The organism is Mycobacterium sp. AZCC_0083 (assembly GCF_014202335.1).
Lineage (GTDB): Bacteria > Actinomycetota > Actinomycetes > Mycobacteriales > Mycobacteriaceae > Mycobacterium.
Genome location: NZ_JACHGP010000011.1, coordinates 248,311 through 265,682, shown reverse-complemented (window position 1 = coordinate 265,682; position 17,372 = coordinate 248,311). Strand labels below are relative to the sequence as shown.

The window sequence follows — 17,372 nt, the reverse complement described above, 5'->3', positions numbered from 1 at the left end:
GCAGGAGCGACACTAATCTTTCCCCGGGTCGCTTCGCTCCTACCCCGCCGGATTGATCTTTCCCCGAGGGTCGTCTGGATCGTCCCCTGAATAATTAGTCGCGCGTCAGCCTTCGGTGGGTGACCCGGTGCGGACGAGCGGCATCGGCACCGAGCCGCTGCAGCTTGTTCTCCTCGTAGCCGCCGAAGTTGCCCTCGAACCAGAACCACTTGGCTTCGTTGTCGTCGTCGCCCTCCCACGCCAGGATGTGCGTGCAGGTGCGGTCCAGGAACCAGCGATCGTGGGAGATGACCACCGCGCACCCCGGAAACTGCTGCAGGGCGTTCTCCAGCGAGCTGAGCGTTTCGACGTCCAGGTCGTTGGTGGGCTCGTCGAGCAGGATCAGGTTCCCGCCCTCCTTCAGCGTCAACGCCAGGTTCAGCCGGTTGCGCTCGCCGCCGGACAGCACGCCAGCCGGTTTCTGCTGATCGGGGCCCTTGAACCCGAACGCCGAGACGTAGGCCCGTGACGGCACCTCGTTTTGGCCGACCTCGATGTAGTCCAACCCGTCGGAGACGACCTGCCAGACGTTCTTCTTCGGATCGATCCCGCCGCGGTTCTGGTCGACGTAGCTCAACTTGACGGTTTCACCGACCTTGACGATCCCGCTGTCGGGCTCCTCGAGCCCCACGATCGTCTTGAACAGCGTGGTCTTGCCGACGCCGTTGGGGCCGATGACACCGACGATGCCGTTGCGCGGCAGCGTGAAGGACAGGTCCTTGATCAGGATCCGGCCGTCGAAGCCCTTGTCGAGGTTCGCCACGTCCACGACCTGGCTGCCCAACCGCGGGCCCGTCGGGATCTGGATCTCCTCGAAGTCGAGCTTGCGGGTCTTCTCCGCCTCGGCAGCCATCTCCTCGTACCGACCCAGGCGGGCCTTGTTCTTGGCCTGCCTGGCCTTGGCTCCGGAGCGCACCCAGGCCAGCTCCTCCACCAGACGCTTCTGCAGTTTCTGGTCCTTGCGACCCTGCAGGGTGAGCCGCTCGGCCTTCTTCTCCAGGTAGGTGGAGTAGTTGCCCTCGTATGGGTAGGCCCGACCGCGGTCGAGCTCGAGGATCCATTCGGCGACGTTGTCGAGGAAGTACCGGTCGTGGGTGACGGCGAGGATCGCGCCCTTGTAGTCGGCCAGGTGCTTCTCCAGCCACAGCACGCTCTCGGCGTCCAGGTGGTTGGTCGGCTCGTCGAGCAGCAGGAGGTCGGGCTCCGAGAGCAGCAGCTTGCACAGCGCCACGCGGCGCTTCTCGCCACCGGACAGGTGGGTGACGGGCTCGTCGGGCGGCGGGCAGCGCAGGGCATCCATCGCCTGCTCGAGCTTCGAGTCGAGGTCCCAGGCGTCCGCCGCGTCCAACTCCTCCTGCAGCTGACCCATCTCCTCCATCAGCTCGTCGGAGTAGTCGGTGGCCATCAGCTCGGCGACCTCGTTGTACCGATTCAGCTTCGCCTTGATCGGCACACCCTCCTCGACGTTCTCGCGGACGGTCTTGCTCTCGTCGAGTTGCGGCTCCTGCATCAGGATGCCGACGCTCGATCCGGGCGAGATGAACGCGTCGCCGTTGTTGGCGATGTCCAGACCGGCCATGATCCGCAAGACGCTCGACTTGCCCGCCCCGTTGGGACCGACGACGCCGATCTTCGCGCCTGGAAGGAAGTTCAGGGTGACGTCGTCAAGGATGACCTTGTCGCCGTGCGCCTTGCGGACCTTCCGCATCGTGTAGATGAATTCGGCCATGCCGTGTTGTTGCCTTTCGTGGACTGGTTCGTCGCGTTCTTCGCCGCGAACCATCCTAGGCGTGGTCCGTCGGCGCTAAGCGGTCAGTGGTAGTCCGTCGACCGCTTCATCGGTATCGGGATAGACCCCGTCGTCATCTGGTGAGTCGACGACGTCGTCGGACACCTCGGCCGGCTGCTCCTCGCTCGATCGCCTGAGCCGTTCGAGCCGGACCGTGCTGCGAGCGAGGTCCGGCCCCACCGCGGTGGCGCGCACTTCGACCGAACTGCGTCGGACGCCTTCGCGGTCGTCGTACTCGCTGGTGTGGACCTGTCCCACGACGATGACCGGATCACCCTTGACCAGGGATGCCACGCCGCTGACGAGCCGGTTCCAGCAGCTGACCGAGACGAACAACGACTCGCCGTGCTCCCAAGTTCCTTCGGCGGTGCGTCGACGCGAATTGCTCGCCACGCGAAACTTGACGACGGCGTGCTCGCCGACGCGGCGATGCACGGGATCGGTCACGATGTTGCCGACGATGGTGAATGGGGTCTCGAACATTGGTGCTTCCTCTCGTACTGCGGCGACGCGGTGTGCACCGCCGGTACGACCAATCCACCGCTCGGCGCCGACGGCGGAACCTCACCCGATGCCAGCCGCGGCTCGGCCTGTGGATGAAGTTCGGTCTGTGGAGTCGCGGTGATACCTGTCGACCGCTAGGTTTGGCGCCATGACGGTGTGGATCAACCGCCGGGACGAGGCCGACGTCCAATCCGACCTGGCCGCGAGCACGCGCAGCGGCGGCGCCCTCGCCGGGCTCAGGCTGGCGGTCAAGGACAACGTCGATGCCGCCGGGCTGCCGACCACAGCTGGTTGTCCGGAGTTCGCCTACCGCCCCGACCACGACGCGGCCTCGGTGGCGGCGCTGCGCGCAGCGGGCGCCGTGGTCGTCGGCAAGACCAATCTCGACCAGTTCGCCACCGGGCTCGTCGGCACCCGGTCGCCCCACGGCGCGGTGCCCGACAGTCGCCGCCCCGACTACATCAGCGGCGGCTCGAGCTCGGGGTCGGCGGTGGCGGTAGCCAGCGGCGAGGCCGACATCGCCATCGGCACCGACACCGCGGGATCGGGTCGGGTACCTGCCGGCCTGCAGGGCATCGTCGGCATCAAGCCGACCGTCGGCGTCGTCGGCACCGACGGCGTCGTCCCGGCGTGCGAATCCTATGACTGCGTCACGATCTTCGCCCGCGATCTGGAGGTCGCCAACCGCGCGATGGGCGTAATGGCTGCAGGCGCGCCACAGCGCCCGTGGCCGGCCGACGTGAAGCTGGCGGCCCCGCCCCACCCCGTCGTCGCCGTGCCCTCAGAGCTGCCCGGCCTCGACGCCGAGTGGCGCGCCGCGTTCGACACCGCGGTCGGCGCGTTGACCGACGCAGGCGCCCGCATCGTCACCGTCGACTTCGCGCCGTTCCTTGCCGCCGCCAAGCTGCTCTACGACGGCGCCCTGGTCAGCGAAAGATATGCCGCCGTAGGCGAATTCATCGATGCCAACCCAGATGCCACGGTCGACCCCACGGTGGGCAGGATCGTCACGGGAGCGCGCGACATCCCGGCACACCAGCTGGTCCGCGACCGCCGCGAGGTCCAGCGGCTGCGCACCGTCGCCTTGGCGTCCCTCGATGGCGCCGACGCGTTGCTGGTGCCGACGGCGCCGATGCACCCGAGGCTCGACGAGGTCGCCGCCGATCCCATCGGCGTGAACTCCCGGATGGGCACCTACACGAACTTCTGCAACCTGTTCGACATGTGCGCGGTGTCGGTGCCCGCTGGTAGGGCGGGTGACGCCCAGTTCGGCGTCACCGTGCTGGCACGCGCGTTCGAGGACGCGGTCGCACTCGACGTCGCAGCGCTGGCATCGGGAGTCGAAGCGCCGGAGGACGTTTGGCCGCTGACCGCCGCGGACGCCACCGAGCTGGTGGTGTTCGGCGCGCATCTGGCGGGCGGCCCACTGGTGCATCAGCTCACCGACGTCGGCGCCCGCTGGGCGGGTGAGCTGACCACGTCCGCGCGCTACCGGATGACGCTGCTGCCGACGACACCGCCCAAGCCGGCGATCACGCGGGTGCCCGACTCCGGTGGTACCGCATTGACGGCACATCGGTGGCTGCTCTCCCCCGCGGCGCTCGGCCGGTTCCTGGTCGCGCTACCCGCCCCGATGCAGCTCGGCAAGGTCGAGTTCGACGACGGCACGTGGCGGACCTCGTTCGGGTGTGACGGCGGCGCCGCCGACGCGGGCGTGGACATCAGCCACTTCGGTGGCTGGGCCGCGGCGGTCGCTGCGGGTGCGGTCGGCTAGCGCGCCAACCGCACCCAACCACCCCGCCGAAAGTTCGGTTGTTTGCAGGGCCCACTCGCGCGATGCGTACAACAAGCGTGCGCTCGGCGTCAGCGCGAACCCGCGTCGCGTTTGGCCATCTGCGCCAACATCGCGTTGTAGGCCGCCAGGTCGGCGTCGTCGTCGCGGTCGGCGGCACGGTCGAGCCGTTTGGCGTCGCGCCGATCGCTGCGGGTCCACTGGATCAACAGGGCGATCAACACCAGCACCAGCGGGATTTCGCCTGCCGCCCAGGCGATTCCGCCGCCGAGGCGTTGGTCGCCGATGAGATCGGTGTGCCAGTAGAGCTTCAGCGACTCGTAGAAACTGCCGGCAAGCACGGTGTCGCTGCCCATCAGCAGCACGCCGAAGAACGCGTGCAGCGGCAGCGATGCGAACACCACGCCCAGCTTCGCCAGCGGCGGGATGGGCCGTGGCGTCGGGTCGACCCCGATGACCACCCAGTAGAAGAGGTAGCCGGTCAGCAGGAAGTGCAGGTTCATCGCGAGGTGCGCGGAGTGGCTGCCTGCCACCGCGTCGAAGATGCCGCCGAAGTAGAGGCCGTAGAAGCCCGCGACGAACAGCACCGTCGCGACGATCGGGTTGGTGAGGAATTTGGATACCCGGCTGTGCAGCGCCGCAAGCAGCCATTCCCGAGGGCCCGGCGGATCGTTGCGCCCCGCGGCGGGCAACGCGCGCAGAGCCAGGGTGACGGGCCCGCCAAGCACCAGCAGCACGGGCACCAGCATCGAGAGCAGCATGTGGGCCGCCATGTGCATGCTGAACATGGCTGGCATGTAGCGGCCGATGCCCGACGACGTGGCGAACAGCAGTGCCGCGCATCCGCACAGCCAAGAGACGATCCGGCCGGTCGGCCAGGCGTCCCCGCGGCGGCGCAAGCGGCGTACCCCGAACAGGTACAGCACCGCGAACACGATGGCGGCGGTACCGAAGATCAGGTCGAACCGCCAGTCGAACAGGACGCGTGCCAGCGTCGGCGGACCGGCGAAGTCGTAGCCGATCTCGATCGCCGGAATCGACGGGTTGAAGATCGGCGGCGGAGGAGGCGGCGTGCGCCCGAGCGCGACGGCGATGCCGAATGTCAGACCGAAGACCAGCGCCTCGATCAGCGCCAGCCGGATCAGCGGCCGCCGGTCGTCGGGGTTGGCCACGAGGGCGGCGATGCCACGGCGCCGCTGCTGCCAGCCGATGACGCCGAGCGTGCACAGCGCGACCGTCTTGCCGATGATCAGCCAGCCGTAGCTGCTGCTCACCAGGTCGCCGGGCCTGATTCGCACGAACGCGTTGACGACGCCAGAGAGGGCCATCGCCACGAAGCACCACAGGGCGATTGCGGAGAACCGGCGCGCGGCCAGGTCGGCATGGGCGCCGTCACGCATGGCGTGCACCAATAGCGCCAACAGGCCACCGGCCCACACCGCGCCGGCGATCAGGTGGATGAGCAGGCTGTTGGTGGCCAGATCGTGCGACCCGCCAGCCGACGAGTGACCGCTCAGGGCGAGCGGGAGCAGGGTGGTGAGTGCGCCTGCGAACAGCAGCGGCGTCCACGACCAGCGCAGCACGGGGATGCTGATCACCGTGACGATGGCCGCGAGTAGCGCTGTCCACCGCCAGGTGCCCGCGGCCTCGATCAGACCGGCCACCGACCAGACGTCCGCCGGGCTGAGCCTGCTCGCCAGCGGCTGGCCGGTGACGTCGGAGACGGTGAGCGGTACCAACATCGCCGCGCACACCGCCCAGACGCCCGACGCGAAGGTGCCCACTCGCAGCGCGCGGTAGCCCGACACGTCGAGGACGCCGTTGGACTGCGGCGGCACCAGGAACGCCGCAAGGAGGAAGGACCCGACCGCCACGACGGCCGCGATCTCACCCGCAGCCCGGAAGAACGGCAGCCCGTAGCTGGTCACCGGTCCGGGATTGGGCAGTCCGGTGGCGGTCAGCGCGTCGGCGACCGACAACCCGGCGATACCCGCGGCAGTGATGCCCGCCAGCAGTCCGACCCCGACGAGCACCGGCCACACCGTGGCGGTACGGGCGTTGCGCACCGGAGACGCGACCGTCGTCATGACAACAGCGTATTGCGGCGCGACTTGCGCCCCGTCAGCCGCCGCCCGCTGAGCGCCTGGCCAGCTCGCGTTGGGCGAACTGCTCCCGCGAGATCTGCTCGACTTCGGACATGTCGTGCAGGATGCCGCGCAGTTCGGCGACGAAGATCTCCCGCCGTTCGTCGAGGTCCGCCGACGGTTCCAGTAGGTGCTGGTCGGCGGCCACCTGCCGGGCGGTGGCGAACAGCAACGCGGACACCGCTTCGTTGCTGCGCACGCGGTCCTGCGCAACGTATTGGCGGCCGACGCCAAGGGCGAGTTTCGTCAGCTCCTTCTCGCCGATGTCGGGAGCAGCGCCCCTGAGCACGTCGGCGACGATCTCATAGGCCTCGAAGAAGGGCCTAAGCATGGCACCGGCGATCAGGGGGCGCTTGGCTCGCAAGATGGTGGTGATCCGCTCGCCTCCGGCCGCGACGTTGTCCTCCCAGTCGTCGAACCACGACATCTCCTCGGCGACGTGCTCGCGGAACGCCGCCGAATCGGCGAAGTAGAAGTCGAACTTCAACAGGTCGCGCAGCCGCATCGCCTGTGCCCAGAACGCCTCAAGCCGATCACCATCGGCGTGCTCCGCGTGAACGAGTGACAGGTCGACGATCGAGGTCTCCAAGAAGGCGTCGATCAAGGTGTTCCGGTAGAAGGCCGCCTCGTGTTCGTTCTCGGGGGCGATGCGCCACACCGGTTCCCGCCCGCCGTCCACCCTGGTAATGGGGTGACCGTTGGACAACGCGTCAACGGCGGCGCGTACTCCGTCGAGGGTGCGCAGCCGCAACGCGCTGTTGGTCATCGGGGTCTGCTTGCGCTCCAGGTAGTCCAGTGAGTCCTGAAGCGTGTGGTGCAATTGGCCCAGGGTCAGCGCGACGCCTCGCGCGGTCAACAACAGCGCCGACACCAAACCGGTCGCGTTGACAGGGGTGGCTCGAAGGATGCGCCAAGCGACCTCGAAGGCCATCTTCTGCATCGCAAGGCGTTTGGCGGCCTGGTCTTCTGTCATCGACCCGTGCGGCTCGCCGAGGTACTCGCGCATCGACACAGCTTCGGGGAACCGGACGTAGATCTTGCCGAAGTTCCTGTCGCCCTGCGCCTTGATGAAGTTGTACAGCCAGGAGACTCCCTCGGGCGTCTTCTCGCCGCCGCGGGCATACGCGGCGTACTCGGCGGTCTCGTGCAGCTGGTCGAAGCTGATCGACACCGGCTGCAGCAAGATGTCGTTGCTGCGGCCGTCTAGGTAGGCGTCGGCGACATAGCTGAGCAGTCCGAGCTTGGGCGGCAACATCTTTCCGGTGCGAGAGCGGGTGCCCTCGATGGACCAGCTGAGGTTGAACCGCTTCTCCACGATGTAACCAACGAACTGTCTGAGCACGTACTTGTACAGCGGGTCGTCGAGCTTGCGGCGGATGAAGATCGCGCCCGAGCGGCGCATCAACGGCCCCATGAAGCCGAACGACAGGTTGATTCCGGCGAATGTGTGGACCGGAGGCAGCCGGTTCTCCTGCATCGCGACGGGCACGATCACGCCGTCGAGGTAGGACCGGTGCGAGAACAGCAACACTGCCGGATGATCCTCCAGCGCAACACGCATCGTCTCGACTTCAGCTTGGTCGTAGTCGACCTTGGGGTCGAAGCCCCTGCTGAAGATCGCACGGCCAAGTGTGGGAATCAGGTCGACGGAGAACCGACTCCAGCCGGTCGCGAGCTCGTCGAGCATCGCGCCGGCGTCTTCCATGGTGGCGCCCGGAATCTGTTCGAGGCCTTCACGAAAACGGGCTGACGCGAGCATCTCCGGCTTCACCAATCGCGGCGACTTGTACTCGGGCCCGAGGAGGCGCAGCTCCACCCGCTCGATGGCAAGCTCGGCGCGACGCATGACGAATCGCGCGAAGTCACGCGGGTTCTCGGCGACGGTGGTGTCGCTCCAGTTTTGCCGGAGTTCGGACACCTTCGCCGGCTCACCCGCCACCACGCGGGCGCGCGCGGGGTCCTTGCGCAAGATGCCGCGCTGCAACAACTTCGGGGGGCGATAGGTGTCCCGGCCGGATAGAAGCGCCACCACTTTGGACCGGGTAGGCAAGCCGCCAGGAATCCAGAACACACGAACGGGTACGACGGACCGGTCCTCGTCGACGTCGAGGAGTTCGACGAGCCGGGCAAGGACGGCCGGCGGCGGATCGTCGTCGGTGGGAAGTTGCAGCACCTCGATGCGCGCGTCGGGGTGCTCGCGCCGCTGCTGGCCAAGCCAGTCGTCGAGCATCTGGACTTCGGCTGGCGAGTCCACCGACGCCAATACGAGGGCATCATCCGTGGGTATGAAGCTGTGGAGCGACTCGGCGGTTACCTTCACGGCCGACCCTTCGTGGTTCGGGTGGTCTTGGCCGGGTTCGGCTGTGCGGCAGCCTTCTTCGCGGGAACCTTCTTGGCGGGAGTCTTCTTCGCAGGCGTTTTGGCGACGGCTTTCTTGGCGGGCGCCTTGGTCGCTGGCGTCTTGGCAGCGGCCTTCTTTACCGGTGCCGTCTTGATCCTGGCGTAGAGGGCCACGTCGGGCAGTTCGTCGTGCGGCCAGTCCTTCAAGGTGTCGAGGTAGAGCTGGCGCACCTCGGCGATGCGCTCCTCCAGGTTCTCGGTCGTCCAGTCGTCGGTCGGGATCGGCGGGAACACCGCGACGTCGACGGTACCCGGATTGAACGTGCTGGAGTTGCGCTCGGCGATCACTTCTGCGTTGCGAATCACGATGGGCACGATGGGAATTCCGGCCGACATGGCGATCCGGAATGGTCCCTTCTTGAACGGGCCGACCTCAGTGGTGTCCAGACGCGTACCCTCAGGCGCGATGAGGACCGAAAGGCCCTTGCGCGCAAGCTCTTCGATCTTGCCAAGACTTTCGATGGCGGCCTTCGGATCGTCCCGATCGATGAACGCGGTGTCCATCAACTTTCCGAGGGTCCCCGCAATTGGGTCCTTCTCGAGTTCCTTCTTGCCCACCGAGGTGAAGTTGTCGCCGATCAGCCTGCCCGCGATGAAGGGGTCGGCCTGGTTGCGGTGGTTGAAGATGAAGACGGCAGGCCGCTGGGCGGTGAGGTTCTCCTCACCAAGAACGTTCAGGTCGATGCCGACCGTCGTCATCAACAGCCGACTCCACTGCGAGGTGAAGAAGTTGACGCCGCTGCGCCGGTTGCGGGTCAGCAGCCCAACTCCGAGGGCGCCTGCAGCCACCGGCACCATCGATGCGATGCCTGCGACGGTGCGCAGCTGCGATACGGGGCTGCTGCCGCTCCGACTGGTGAACCGCAGGATGGGCCATCCGCGCTTGGCGGCGACGGCGGCCAGCTTCCCGGCCGGGTTGGTCGGCCGCGGGTGGCCGACCAGATACATCAACGCGACGTCCTCGTCGCCGTCGGCGTAGAAGTAACTGTCCGCCAGATCGATGCCGTTCTTGGCGGCGAACTCCTGGACGGCCCTCGCCTTGCCCGCCCCCCAGATGATCGGCCTGGCAACCTCACCGGTGATCAGGCCGTCGTCGTCGGTCTCGAACTTGTTGGACAGCACATTGTCGATGCCAAGGAACCGGGCGACGGGTTCGACCTGAACGGTCAGCGCCGACGAACTGAGGACGACGGTGTGACCGCGGGCCATGTGAGCACGCACCATGGCCCGCATCTCGGGATAGATACGACTCTGGATGTCCTGGACGAACAGGCGCTCACCGAGTTCGTCGAGATCGCTGAGGGAGTAGCCGCGCAGCATGCGGGCGCCCTTGCCGATCAGGTCTTCGAACTCCGAGCGGCCCAGCTGATGGTTGAGTCCGGCCTGCACCATGCCGATGAACTCGCCGACGCTCATCTGCCCGCGGCGCAACCGATCCCGTGTCATCAGGACGCCGGTGAACCCGGCGACCAGTGTGCCGTCGAGGTCGAAGAAGGCGCCCACCTCCGGGCCCGGCGGGCTGGCCTCGATCTCGGCGATCGAACCGGGCAGGCGGGCGGTGCGCCTGTCACCGCGACGCGCGGGCTGTCCATTCTGCGAACTCATTGCGCGGCACTCCCATTGGGCGAGGTGGACGACGATTCGCTCGGGGCTTGGTCGAACGACGCCGGCGCCGACCGTCCGTCGCCGCCGAGCGCAAGCACCTCGTCGAAACCGGCCAGCAGACAGCGGGCGAACAGTTCGGCGTCGGTGATGGCTGCCCTGTCGTAGCGGGTGGTGATGGTGCAGTACCCGGCACGCGAAATCAGCACCGCCATGATCGCGACACCCGGCAGCGGCCCAACTCCGTAGTGCCGCAATATCTTCGCACCGGCGACGAACGTATCGCCCTGGTAGAGAGCCACATTGCTGGCTTGGACGTCGGAGTTGACGATCGACCCGGCCACGCTCTCGAGGATCGCGTCGGGCAGCAGGCTGATCACCGGCGCCATGACACCGACCATGTCCATCGCGCGTTCCTCGCGCTTGCTGGTCATCTGCGCACGGGCCTTCTGGATGCGCGTGGTGGGGTCGACGACGCCCACCGGCGCAGCGATGTTGATGCCGACGAACCGATTGCCTCCCGCGGGATCGGAGTCCGAGCGCGTGTTGACCGGCACGGCCATCGGCAGCGTCTCGATGGGGATGCCCTTGGCGTCGTGGTAGAGCCGAAGCGCCCCGCACAGACCGGCGAGGTAGGCGTCGTTGATCGAGCCACCGGCCGCCTTCGAGGCCTTGTGCAGATCGCTGAGCTTGATGTCGATCGCCTCGGTGCGCGTGGTCAGGCTGCGCCGGCGCAGCAGCGGCGACGACTCGGCCGCAGGCGACATCACCCTGGCACTGGACTTCGCGTAGTCGATCACGCCGCCGACGGCGGAGACGGGGTCGCGGACCACCCGTCCCGTCACGCGCGCCGCTCCCCCGAGCGCCCCGAGGATGCTCCCGGCGATGGAGCCGGGCAGCCGGTTGAAACCCTGTCGCATGAGGTCGTTGGGCGAGAGATCCTGCGGGATGGGCAGCGGTACGGATTCGGTGGTGGGTGGGGGGTCACGTTCGAGGTCGTAGATGTTGGCGAACATCTCGACGGTGCCGACGCCGTCGGTGACTGCATGGCTCAGGTGCAGCATCGTGGCGGCGCGGCCGTCGGCGAGGCCTTCGACGAGCGTCGCCGTCCACAGCGCGCGGGAGATGTCCATCGGCGATTGGAGGGCAAGCTCGGCGAGGTCCAACACCTCGCGCAGTGTGCCGGGTTCGGGCACCCGGACGCGGCGGACGTGGAAGTCGAGGTTGAAGTCGGGGTCGACCACCCAGCGCGGCGCTGCGGTCGGCAGTGTCGGCATGACGACCTTCTGCCGCAGCCGAAGCACCTTGCGCGAGGCCTTCTCGAACCGGCCGCGGAAGCGGTCCCAGTCGGGTGTGACGTCGAGCAGCTCGATGCCCATGATCCCCGAACGGGTGCGCGGATTGGCCTCCCCGCGGTGCAGCAACTGGTCGAACGGAGTCAGCTCCTCGGGGAGTCCGGCCGCATCCAACTCCGGCACGTTGCTCATACTTTGTCGCTCTCCTCCAGGTCGCCAAAATGCTGTCTCCACGCTAGTCCGCTGCCCGATGGCACGTGGCTTTATATTCACGTGGCTTCGGATAGCTGGTCGAGCGCAGCTGGAACTCTGGTAGCACTAGCTGAATGACTCCACTGTGCGGAGTGTTGTTCGACTGGCGCGGCACGTTGGTGACCGTGCTGGACCCCCACGATTGGGCCCGCGAGGCGCTGAACCTTCTCGGTCGGGCCGCTGACGACGATGCGACCGCTGTCCTGTGGGATGCGATCAGAAGCGCTGCGGGACATCCCGATCGGCTCGCCTCGCCGGACTGCGATACCAGCATCGCAACACACCGGCGCACTTACTACGACGTGTTCACCGACGCGGGTTTGGATGGCGAGCTTGCCGATGCGTCGTACACCGTCGAATCGGACCCGTCCTACAACGAGTTCGCCCTCGACGTCGCGCCGACCATCCGCCGACTGGCGGGCGCTGGCATCACGGTCGGTGTCATCAGCGATATCCACTTCGACCTTCGGCCAGTCTTTGCCGCTCAGGGACTCGATACCTCGATCGATGAATACGTTCTCTCCTACGAACAGGGTGTCCAGAAGCCCGATCCTGCCTTCTTTGAGATCGCGCTCGAGAAACTGGGCACAACGCCGCAGGAAACGCTGATGGTCGGCGACCGTGCCTCTCATGACGGCGCCGCGGTCGCCCTGGGCATTGCCACACTGCTCTTACCGCCCCTGACCGACGTCCACCAAACCCGGTTACATCTTGTCGAGGGCATGGTCGTCGCGAACTCGGTCGGGCAACAGCCTGGTCATTGATCGATCAGTCTCCGTCGGCGTAACAACCGTCATGGATGACCCATCCATACGTTGGCGGGGTTTTGGCTAAAGTGTGTGCGCTGGCCCCCGTAGCTCAGCGGATAGAGCAACCGCCTTCTAAGCGGTTGGCCGCAGGTTCGATCCCTGCCGGGGGCGCTCTTAGTAATACCTCTGGCGATGTTTGACATTCCGGCTTCGGGTGATGGCTGACGTTCGGCTGATCCTTGACAGGTCGTGCCGGTGCGTTCGGAGTCGGGGGCGCGTCGAGCCGTTCCTGCCCTCAGAGACAGTTAAACCCCTACGGTTTGCTGTGCAGCGATACTTGCTACGGGGAGATCTGCGATGAAGGCCAAATTTGTCGTCCTTGGCACCGCGCTTGCCGCAACGGGCATTGGCTTCGCCGCACCAGCGTCAGCGGGCTGCGAAGCGCAGGTGTTCGCTCAATACTGTGACGGTCCGATCCGCCCGGATGGCACTGGGACCGCTGTTTTCAATCCGCCCCACAGACCACGTTCGGCCAGTTCGGTCAGGTCACGGGCTATGTGCGTCCGTGGGACGTTGCTACCCCATTGACCCAAACGCATTTCCACCTACCCCGCTTGGTCAACCGCTATATCACATCGATCCGTAACGACCCACCAAGCCGGATTTTGGAGGCAACGGGTCGATGGAGCCATCTCAGTAACGACTCTGGGATGACGCCACCTCCAAGCTGTGCCGCACGTCGATTACCGCGCGGACGGTATGGAATTTGCTCCGAAGTGCTCCGCTATGTCACAGACCTTCTGTAGGTTGGCGTTGCCGAGAGCAGGGGGACGCTGTGGGGATAGCTGCGGGATGGTACGAAGATCCGTGGGCTGAAGCTGACATTCGATGGTGGGATGGACAACAGTGGACTAGGCAGACGTCGACGCCGTCTCCAACCGGTGGTGCTCCGCGAACCATGGCTGGCCTTGAACACATAATCGGACGTGACGGCCGCATCGCTGTCGTTGATGTCGAGACGACGGGTGTTTACAACGTGGACCGAGTCGTCGAGATCGCCATTCTGACGGTCGACTGCGATGGCAGGATTCATGACGAATTCGAGACACTGGTGCAGCCGCAGAGAGATGTCGGCGCTACCTGGATCCACGGTATCGATGTAGCGATGCTGCGAGGCGCCCCCACCTTCGACGATGTGGCACATCACGTGGCGTCACGCCTCGACGGCGCTGTAATTGCCGGTCACAACGTTCAATTCGATATGCGGATGATCGGCAACGAACTGACCCGCGCCGGGATCGACATCGACTGGGGTGTTGGTTTGGACACGCTTCGGGCGACCCGCTGCAAGCTCGCTCAGGCGTGCGAGGACCACGCCATCGCGCTCGACGACGCTCACCGTGCGATAGCCGATGCGCGTGCGACCCAGCGCTTGTTGTTCGCCACCCGCCATCACTATTCGGACACCTGCAGTCCCGCGATCGCCCGCCCATTGCATGTCACGCCGCTCCGCGTGCAGCCCCGGGAAGGACACATCGAAGTCCTTCCGCCGGCACCCTATCTCGCCGCGCTTGCGCGTGGCGTGCACACCAACGCAGACGTCGCCCCTTACGTACTGCTCCTCGATACCGCGATGGCGGACCTTTGCATCACCTCCGATGAGCGGCGAGAACTGCGTGCCCTTGCCAGCGATCTGGGGCTTGATGACAGAGCAGTCGCGCGGGCGCACCGCGAGTTCATGAACGGTCTCGTCGAAGCCGCGGTGGAGGATCAGGTCGTCACCGACGATGAGCACAACCATCTGTGTCGCGCTGCAGCGCTCTTGGACATCGACGTCGAAACAGTGAGCAACCGCATCGATCCATTCCGTGCAGCAGTAGGCAAGGTGGTCTTGGTCGCAGGCGTCTCGGTCTGCTTCACCGGCCAGGGCATGCTCGACGGCGAGTTGGTCGGCCGTGACATTCAGGAGACCATGGCGAAACAACAGGGTCTCGTCGTGGCTCGCTCAGTCACCATGAAGGGGCCCGATTTGGTCGTGGCAGCTGACGGCGATTCCCGCTCGGCGAAGGCCCGCAATGCCCGCAAGTGGGGGATCCCTGTCTGCACGTTCTCCGAATTCGTGACTGCGCTTGAAACTGGCACCGGCGTGAAGTCGACATGTGTCGCTTCCAGCGGCGTGGCCCTCGTATGCGTCGATTGCGGGAGTTCGTGGATGGCACCACGGCGGACTCAGCGCTCCGTATGCGTTGAATGCTCGCGGAGTGCCCTTCTTCAACCTGAGACGAGTGGCGAGACGGCGACGGAACGCCCTGTCGGACCACAGATATCGGTCGTGGTCTTGATCTGCGTCGACTGCGGTACGCAGTGGGAACGCCCCCGAACGCGCGGCCGCCGTCCGGTGAAATGCCCTGACTGCACGGCGAAGGAACACGCGTCATGAACACCACCTACCAGTCCATTGCGATCGTCGACGCTGCCGCCACCGACACCATCGTGCGGCAGGTCGATGTGAGCGCAGACCCGGGTGGGTTGAGTCGAATGTGCGGGGCGTGGGTTTTCAATGCCGACGAAGGTGAGAAGCTGAAACTGCTCACTCAGGCCCGGTATTTGGTTGCGACGCCGACGGGAAATCGTGAGTGCTCCAGAGCTGCCGCTCGGACGCACCTCGGGCATGTCGATCTTGCCCAGACTGTCGCGGCCGTCGAATCCGAAATCGTTTGCTTGCAAGCTCTTTTTGAGCTGGAAGCGGCTAAATCCAAATCAAAACTTGTCGCCCCAGCTTGGCCACGTACGCCGAAGGCTATCGATCTTGCGCATCCGCCAGTGGATGCACTTGCGCCAAAGAAGGTTGCACCGGCGCTCAGTATCGCAAGGTGGCTCGAAGCGATGGCACTCATTTGGGAGTCCATCGAGGGACAACGTCTCATGCGCAGAGACGAACTCGACCAGCGCCCGTTCCCATTGGTACTTCGAGACCGCCGCGAAAGCTAGTAGCCCTGTTCGATTGCTAGCGTCCACGTCCGCACGGCGACTACGGCCAGCTCAAGGCTGCGACGATGTAGTGCGCCGCCCTGGGTCGGACCCGAGACGCGGGAGCAGCGGATCCGCGACGAGCTGGCGCGTCGACGCACTGATCCGTTCAGCAGCCGCCACTTTGAGCGAATCCGCAGGGTGCCGCCGCCTTCTCCGCCGGCACGAACGAGGCGGTGTCCAGCGTGGTCGCATCGGGGCTCATCGTGATGGTTTCTCCAGCGGTACCGCCGCTGCTGTAACTGCTGGTGGACGAGCCCGACCCTTCCGTGGCGACGCCTAGTCCCAGTGCCAGCAGTGCGGCAACGCCTACTCCGGCAGCGATTGGCTTGATGGACTTGTACATTTCGACCTCCGAGAATTTCCATCGCGATTGGCGGGCAACGCAATTGCCGTCTCTTCATGCGGGGACGGCAACCGTCACCCACCGACCACGACCGGCCGATGACGGCCGCGCTATGGGTTGCGGCGTCACGAGCTCACGCAGAGCTGCCAGACCCGCCGCTATTGGTCTTTTCTTTCAATGGTATTACCACCAGGTTCGACAATCACGGAGTCCGGTGCCGTGAGCCAGGTCACAATGTAATGACGTAGGTCACACCACGCCAGGAAGCAACGTGACGGCCCCGTCGTGCTCACCGAGAACTCCAATGCCACGCGGTTCCAGGGCCGTTGGTAGCGTGCGGTCACATGCCCGACGATCAGCCAGACCCCGATGACGATCTAGCAGAGTTGGTTTCGGACCGAGAGATCACTGACGATGAAGTGGAGATGTCCGAACACGACATCAATGCTCATACGCTGTCGATCCGCCGCGCCGACGGCACAGAAGTCGTGACCGTCGCGTCCGCCCTGGGGTCCGGAGAGCAGTGGTCGGTGTACATGCAACCGGGAGGCGGCTTGCAGAACGCATACCTAGGCGGACAGGACGATCCCCGCGTTTGGGTCAACACAGATGAGTCTTCGGTATCGCGCGACGAAGACGGCACGTACGTCATCTACGTCGACTGAACAGCTCTTCCAGCGGCGCTGGCCACTACGTGATGGTGCCGGGACCGCTACGCATCTTCGTCAGAGTGAACGAATCGGGGCCAGTCTGTGGGCACGCGGCGGGGTCCGTGGAAACACCGCTGACTTGGCCGGTAAGCGCTGCAGCGTCCCACGACCATGTCTGTGACTCCGAGTGACGAGTGCCGTCGGGGCAGCTTTGGCCGTCGGGTCTGTCGACCGTCATCGTCCAACGATCCCCCGCGAGCTGCGCGTCGCCGCTCCATCCGCTTGAACTGGTGATGTGCGCGACGCACCCGCCCGAAGGTGCACACGTTGAACTAGCGATCCAACTGGTATGAGGTCCCGGGGTGGCGCCGAGGAGGTTCAACGCATACGTGCCGCTCAAGTCGTCAGCAGATGCCGGGCTAGCAAGCCCCAAGGAAACCCCAGCGGCGACTACGGCTGCGGTCAGTCCGCGGTTCACGATCATCGTGCCCTTCCGTTCCGTGCGGTCGTAAGTGTCTTCTCCGACGCTTGGCATCTTCGCAGCACGAGGACGACTATGCCGTCCATTCGGGCCCTGGGCATCGTGATCGGACTCTGCGAATCAAAGAGCTCGGATGAGCGCTGCCCGACGGGCCCAATCCGGAGGGCGAAAAGGGCTGTTCAGCAGCAGGTTAACTCCGCGCACAGCCCGCGCACAGCAGACACATGGATCAATCTTAGATTGGCTACATAACGTCGAGCCGTCGGGATGAATCGGAGTAGATGCCTCCGGGCTTAGGA

Annotated in this window: 12 protein-coding genes and 1 tRNA gene; 6 read left to right on the top strand and 7 right to left on the bottom strand. The window is 65.7% G+C overall.

Features of this window, described 5'->3' with window-relative positions; all coding sequences use genetic code 11:
- Positions 1 to 94: 94 nt before the first annotated feature.
- Positions 95 to 1,768, bottom strand: coding sequence for an energy-dependent translational throttle protein EttA (ettA, locus tag HNP02_RS27205; protein ID WP_184443729.1), 1,674 nt, complete (start codon positions 1,766 to 1,768; stop codon positions 95 to 97).
- Between the two features lie 75 nt (positions 1,769 to 1,843).
- Positions 1,844 to 2,311, bottom strand: coding sequence for a single-stranded DNA-binding protein (gene ssb / locus HNP02_RS27200; protein ID WP_184443728.1), 468 nt, complete (start codon positions 2,309 to 2,311; stop codon positions 1,844 to 1,846).
- Positions 2,312 to 2,480: 169 nt separating this feature from the next.
- Here ssb and atzF point away from each other — a divergent pair, with 169 nt between their 5' ends.
- On the top strand, positions 2,481 to 4,106 hold the full coding sequence (atzF, locus tag HNP02_RS27195) for an allophanate hydrolase (RefSeq protein ID WP_184443727.1): 1,626 nt from the start codon (positions 2,481 to 2,483) through the stop codon (positions 4,104 to 4,106).
- Positions 4,107 to 4,195: 89 nt separating this feature from the next.
- On the opposite strand, the gene HNP02_RS27190 is transcribed toward atzF, so the two are convergent.
- The 4 genes from HNP02_RS27190 to HNP02_RS27175 are packed head-to-tail and all read right to left on the bottom strand — an operon-like array spanning position 4,196 to position 11,757.
- Positions 4,196 to 6,211 carry a cytochrome c oxidase assembly protein gene (locus tag HNP02_RS27190; protein ID WP_184443726.1) on the bottom strand — a complete coding sequence of 672 codons (2,016 nt, stop codon included), beginning with the start codon at positions 6,209 to 6,211 and terminating at the stop codon, positions 4,196 to 4,198.
- Positions 6,212 to 6,245: 34 nt separating this feature from the next.
- Positions 6,246 to 8,588: a glycerol-3-phosphate 1-O-acyltransferase gene (locus HNP02_RS27185; protein WP_184443725.1), complete on the bottom strand. Its 2,343-nt coding sequence runs from the start codon at positions 8,586 to 8,588 to the stop codon at positions 6,246 to 6,248.
- Positions 8,585 to 10,273, bottom strand: coding sequence for an HAD-IB family hydrolase/lysophospholipid acyltransferase family protein (locus tag HNP02_RS27180; protein WP_184443724.1), 1,689 nt, complete (start codon positions 10,271 to 10,273; stop codon positions 8,585 to 8,587). Before HNP02_RS27180 ends, HNP02_RS27185 begins: the two co-directional genes overlap by 4 nt.
- Positions 10,270 to 11,757, bottom strand: coding sequence for a wax ester/triacylglycerol synthase family O-acyltransferase (locus tag HNP02_RS27175; RefSeq protein WP_184443723.1), 1,488 nt, complete (start codon positions 11,755 to 11,757; stop codon positions 10,270 to 10,272). The genes HNP02_RS27180 and HNP02_RS27175 overlap by 4 nt, the downstream gene beginning before the upstream one ends.
- A 134-nt stretch (positions 11,758 to 11,891) precedes the next feature.
- Between HNP02_RS27175 and HNP02_RS27170 the strand changes: the two genes are divergently transcribed.
- The 4 genes from HNP02_RS27170 (at position 11,892) to HNP02_RS27155 (ending at position 15,557) form a co-directional block, all read left to right on the top strand.
- Positions 11,892 to 12,581: an HAD family hydrolase gene (locus HNP02_RS27170; RefSeq protein WP_184443722.1), complete on the top strand. Its 690-nt coding sequence runs from the start codon at positions 11,892 to 11,894 to the stop codon at positions 12,579 to 12,581.
- Between the two features lie 83 nt (positions 12,582 to 12,664).
- A tRNA-Arg gene (locus HNP02_RS27165) sits at positions 12,665 to 12,737 on the top strand.
- Between the two features lie 664 nt (positions 12,738 to 13,401).
- Positions 13,402 to 15,006 (top strand): exonuclease domain-containing protein, encoded by a 1,605-nt coding sequence (locus tag HNP02_RS44135; RefSeq protein ID WP_184443721.1) that lies wholly within the window; start codon positions 13,402 to 13,404, stop codon positions 15,004 to 15,006.
- A complete protein-coding gene (locus HNP02_RS27155) occupies positions 15,003 to 15,557 on the top strand; it encodes a hypothetical protein (protein ID WP_184443720.1) in 555 nt (184 codons plus the stop codon). The genes HNP02_RS44135 and HNP02_RS27155 overlap by 4 nt, the downstream gene beginning before the upstream one ends.
- 148 nt (positions 15,558 to 15,705) lie before the next feature.
- Here HNP02_RS27155 and HNP02_RS27150 read toward each other — a convergent pair whose 3' ends face one another.
- Positions 15,706 to 15,942 (bottom strand): hypothetical protein, encoded by a 237-nt coding sequence (locus HNP02_RS27150; protein WP_184443719.1) that lies wholly within the window; start codon positions 15,940 to 15,942, stop codon positions 15,706 to 15,708.
- 344 nt (positions 15,943 to 16,286) lie between these two features.
- Between HNP02_RS27150 and HNP02_RS27145 the strand changes: the two genes are divergently transcribed.
- Complete coding sequence (locus HNP02_RS27145; protein ID WP_184443718.1) at positions 16,287 to 16,607, top strand: hypothetical protein; 321 nt, start codon at positions 16,287 to 16,289, stop codon at positions 16,605 to 16,607.
- Positions 16,608 to 17,372 lie beyond the last annotated feature (765 nt).

What these genes read in the sequence shown, in the direction of transcription:
- atzF (WP_184443727.1), top strand. Translation starts at nt 2,481, where the DNA reads ATGACGGTGTGGATCAACCGCCGGGACGAGGCCGACGTCCAATCCGAC.
- HNP02_RS27180 (WP_184443724.1), bottom strand. Translation starts at nt 10,273, where the DNA reads ATGAGTTCGCAGAATGGACAGCCCGCGCGTCGCGGTGACAGGCGCACC.
- HNP02_RS27175 (WP_184443723.1), bottom strand. Translation starts at nt 11,757, where the DNA reads ATGAGCAACGTGCCGGAGTTGGATGCGGCCGGACTCCCCGAGGAGCTG.
- ettA (WP_184443729.1), bottom strand. Translation starts at nt 1,768, where the DNA reads ATGGCCGAATTCATCTACACGATGCGGAAGGTCCGCAAGGCGCACGGC.
- HNP02_RS27145 (WP_184443718.1), top strand. Translation starts at nt 16,287, where the DNA reads ATGCCCGACGATCAGCCAGACCCCGATGACGATCTAGCAGAGTTGGTT.
- HNP02_RS27170 (WP_184443722.1), top strand. Translation starts at nt 11,892, where the DNA reads ATGACTCCACTGTGCGGAGTGTTGTTCGACTGGCGCGGCACGTTGGTG.
- ssb (WP_184443728.1), bottom strand. Translation starts at nt 2,311, where the DNA reads ATGTTCGAGACCCCATTCACCATCGTCGGCAACATCGTGACCGATCCC.
- HNP02_RS27190 (WP_184443726.1), bottom strand. Translation starts at nt 6,211, where the DNA reads ATGACGACGGTCGCGTCTCCGGTGCGCAACGCCCGTACCGCCACGGTG.
- HNP02_RS27150 (WP_184443719.1), bottom strand. Translation starts at nt 15,942, where the DNA reads ATGTACAAGTCCATCAAGCCAATCGCTGCCGGAGTAGGCGTTGCCGCA.
- HNP02_RS27155 (WP_184443720.1), top strand. Translation starts at nt 15,003, where the DNA reads ATGAACACCACCTACCAGTCCATTGCGATCGTCGACGCTGCCGCCACC.